This is a genomic window from Chamaesiphon sp. GL140_3_metabinner_50 (assembly GCF_025361915.1).
In the GTDB taxonomy this organism is placed as follows: Bacteria; Cyanobacteriota; Cyanobacteriia; order Cyanobacteriales; family Chamaesiphonaceae; genus Chamaesiphon.
The window spans coordinates 1-2759 of sequence record NZ_JANYJC010000238.1 but is presented as its reverse complement, the minus strand read 5'-3'; the positions used below and the strand labels follow the sequence as shown (position 1 = coordinate 2759).

Here is a 2759-nt window from a genome sequence, read left to right as displayed (position 1 = left end):
GGAGTAAGGAGTAAGGAGTGTGGGAAGGATCGATAAAGTTTCAATCCAAAATCCCAGTCCCCCGTCCCCCAGTCTCCTCGTCCCCCAATCCCTTCACACATCAGGAATCTCTGCTAGAGCGCGTTCGACGACTTCTACACCTGCGCCCGGTAATACCGATTGCTCGGTAATTAGTCGCTTCCAGATGCGACTGCCCGATCGTCCGTGGAATAATTGCAACAGATGACGGGTAATGCTGTTTAATCTCCAGCCTTTACTCATCCAGGTTTCTATATACGGGAGCATCGCGGTGGCGATTTGATGGCGGCTTGGCGGTAGATAATCTTCGCCATAAATTTCTCGATCTGCTAATGCTAACAGATAAGGATTATCGTAAACAGCTCTGCCGATCATTACTGCATCGACAAATTGAAGCTGGGTTTGGACTTGCTCTAGACTGGTAAAACCACCATTAATCTCGATCGAGAGGTGGGGAAAATCGCGTTTGAGCCGATGCACGTCTTCGTATCTCAGGGGGGGTACTTCGCGATTTTCCTTAGGACTCAAGCCCTGCAACCAAGCTTTGCGGGCATGAACGGAGTACCGAGCGCAGTCTGTCTGGGAGACGATCGAGACAAATTTTACCAGATCTTCATAGCGATCGACTTCATCTACCCCAATTCGATGTTTGATGGTAACGGGTAATGTCGTCGCACCAGCCATCGCCGCGATACATTCGGCAACGAGTTCGGGTTGGAGCATCAGACAGGCTCCAAAGTTGCCATTTTGGACGCGACTGCTGGGACAACCGACGTTAAGATTTACTTCGTCATAGCCGAATTCTGCGGCAATTTGGGTGCATTTAGCTAAGTCTTGCGGATTGTCGCCGCCGATTTGTAATGCAATCGGATGTTCGGATCGATCGAATCCTAGCAGTTTTTGTTTATCGCCATGTAAAATCGCCATGCTGGTAACCATTTCGGTATATAGCAAGGTGCGGCGACTAATTTGGCGCAAGAAGTAGCGACAATGACGATCGGTACGATCCATCATTGGGGCTATACTGAGCGGATGGTAAGATTTTGCTAATGTTGTAATATTTGATTTGGAGCTGACTGCTGACATTGTAAAATCGGGCGAGTTGATGGCTACTCTCAACTATATTTATCATGAATGCGATCGATTTGGTCTTCCCAATGGGCACCATCGAAGGTGGTAATCTCAAATAAGTCGATCGGATAGTCATCGAGACAGCGGAGATTAACATCATAACCATCTGGATGCGATCGCGGTCGATAGAAGGAGTGAATACCGCAGTGACGACAAAATTGATGTTTGGCGATGCCAGTATTAAACGTATATATACTCAGATCGTCGCTTCCTTGAAGTAAGGTAAATCGCGCTGCGGGGACGATGACATGAAGAAAACCTTTTTTATGACAAATCGAACAATTACAGTTAATGGCTGTTAATTTTTCGATTTGAACGCTGTAGCGAACTTTGCCACAATGACAGCCGCCATGATATGTCGAGAGCCGATCGATCTGGTTATGATCTGACATTTCGATCGTCTTTAAATAATCGAGATTTAATAACTTTCTGAGCCTGTATTATAGCTCATGTCGATCGAGCATTGCCAAATATTGCGACGAGTAAGACACGTTGTTCGTCTTCTCTATTATTGGTTTAGCAGCATCGCAATGAAGTTGCTTTGACCCTAAGTTGACGCAGCACTTCGCCAGTAATTCCCACAATAAAAACACCGATTATCACCACGATCGTTTCGTGCCGCGTGGGCTGGAAACCTCCTAGCGCAAACAGTAGCGTGGTGGCGGCGGCGGGGGGATGAGAGGCTTTGAGCAGTAGTCCTGCGAATAAATTTAACACGATCGATAGCACGGATGCCCACATGCGAATCGGGGTTAATTCTCCGGTTGCCAATACCGACGGAGCCGTACCCGCTCCCAACAGGGTGACGACAAGTAAGCCCGAACCCAGTCCTAATACATGTCCGACGATCGTATTGTAAAGTCGAGACGATGGCAATTGCGGTAGTTCTGCTTGCAAAAAGGCAGTCGGCCCCAGACTAGGGAAAATCAAAGGTTCATCAACAGCCAGTCCGAACGCTCCCACTATCAGCATCAATAAGCCAGCAACAATAGGTGCCCACACCAGATCGGGAATTTTGCTAATCCAGAATGTCAAATGAGTGGGTGGTGGCGATCGATGGGTCATTTATGTAAATATCTAAGCAGCCACAACGAGGGCTTGAGGGGCGGATTGTTTGATGCGGGTCATCAACCAGGAAATTTGCCGCTTAGTATTTATACTACACTGCTTACAGGTGGCAAGCAACTCTCGATCGTGCAGAGCTTGGGCGGCTTGAATGAGTACCGTCCAGCATAGTTGCACTTCCTGAGCTAGGAGCCAGAGATCGTGTAAATCGCGGATGAGAGCGAGGCTACCACTGCGCGGTTTATCGAATAAGGTTTTACTCAGGCGTTCGGGTTCGTCGCTTTTGTCCTCTGAATACCGCTCGACTATAGGTTTGAGCAGTTCTAGATGTTGACGCGACCAACATGCCAGCAGTTGGCATGTTTGCAAAATATCCGGTTCATCTCCGTGATGTGCGGCGATGGTGTCAAAGGCATCGGCTAGTTGTTGCTCGCTACTGTGAATCAATGCCAAATAGTTGCCAATGTGCATTTTAAATAGTTGATAGTTGATAGATAGTTGATAGATAGTAGGTTGGGTTGAGCCTCGAAACCCAACTCTCTAGG

The 2759-nt window shown here is 47.7% G+C and carries 4 protein-coding genes; all 4 read right to left on the bottom strand.

Features of this window, described 5'->3' with window-relative positions; all coding sequences use genetic code 11:
* Positions 1–93: 93 nt before the first annotated feature.
* On the bottom strand, positions 94–1104 hold the full coding sequence (gene dusA / locus Q0R35_RS11815; RefSeq protein ID WP_295618080.1) for a tRNA dihydrouridine(20/20a) synthase DusA: 1011 nt from the start codon (positions 1102–1104) through the stop codon (positions 94–96).
* A gap of 29 nt (positions 1105–1133) precedes the next feature.
* Positions 1134–1541, bottom strand: a complete 408-nt coding sequence (locus tag Q0R35_RS11810; protein WP_295618079.1) for a GFA family protein — start codon at positions 1539–1541, stop codon at positions 1134–1136.
* A gap of 124 nt (positions 1542–1665) precedes the next feature.
* The gene (locus tag Q0R35_RS11805; protein ID WP_295618078.1) at positions 1666–2214 is read right to left on the bottom strand and encodes an HPP family protein; all 549 of its coding nucleotides are present in this window, start codon (positions 2212–2214) and stop codon (positions 1666–1668) included.
* Between the two features lie 12 nt (positions 2215–2226).
* Complete coding sequence (locus Q0R35_RS11800; protein WP_295618076.1) at positions 2227–2685, bottom strand: hypothetical protein; 459 nt, start codon at positions 2683–2685, stop codon at positions 2227–2229.
* Positions 2686–2759: the final 74 nt, after the last annotated feature.

What these genes read in the sequence shown, in the direction of transcription:
- Q0R35_RS11805 (WP_295618078.1), bottom strand. Translation starts at nt 2,214, where the DNA reads ATGACCCATCGATCGCCACCACCCACTCATTTGACATTCTGGATTAGC.
- Q0R35_RS11810 (WP_295618079.1), bottom strand. Translation starts at nt 1,541, where the DNA reads ATGTCAGATCATAACCAGATCGATCGGCTCTCGACATATCATGGCGGC.
- dusA (WP_295618080.1), bottom strand. Translation starts at nt 1,104, where the DNA reads ATGTCAGCAGTCAGCTCCAAATCAAATATTACAACATTAGCAAAATCT.
- Q0R35_RS11800 (WP_295618076.1), bottom strand. Translation starts at nt 2,685, where the DNA reads ATGCACATTGGCAACTATTTGGCATTGATTCACAGTAGCGAGCAACAA.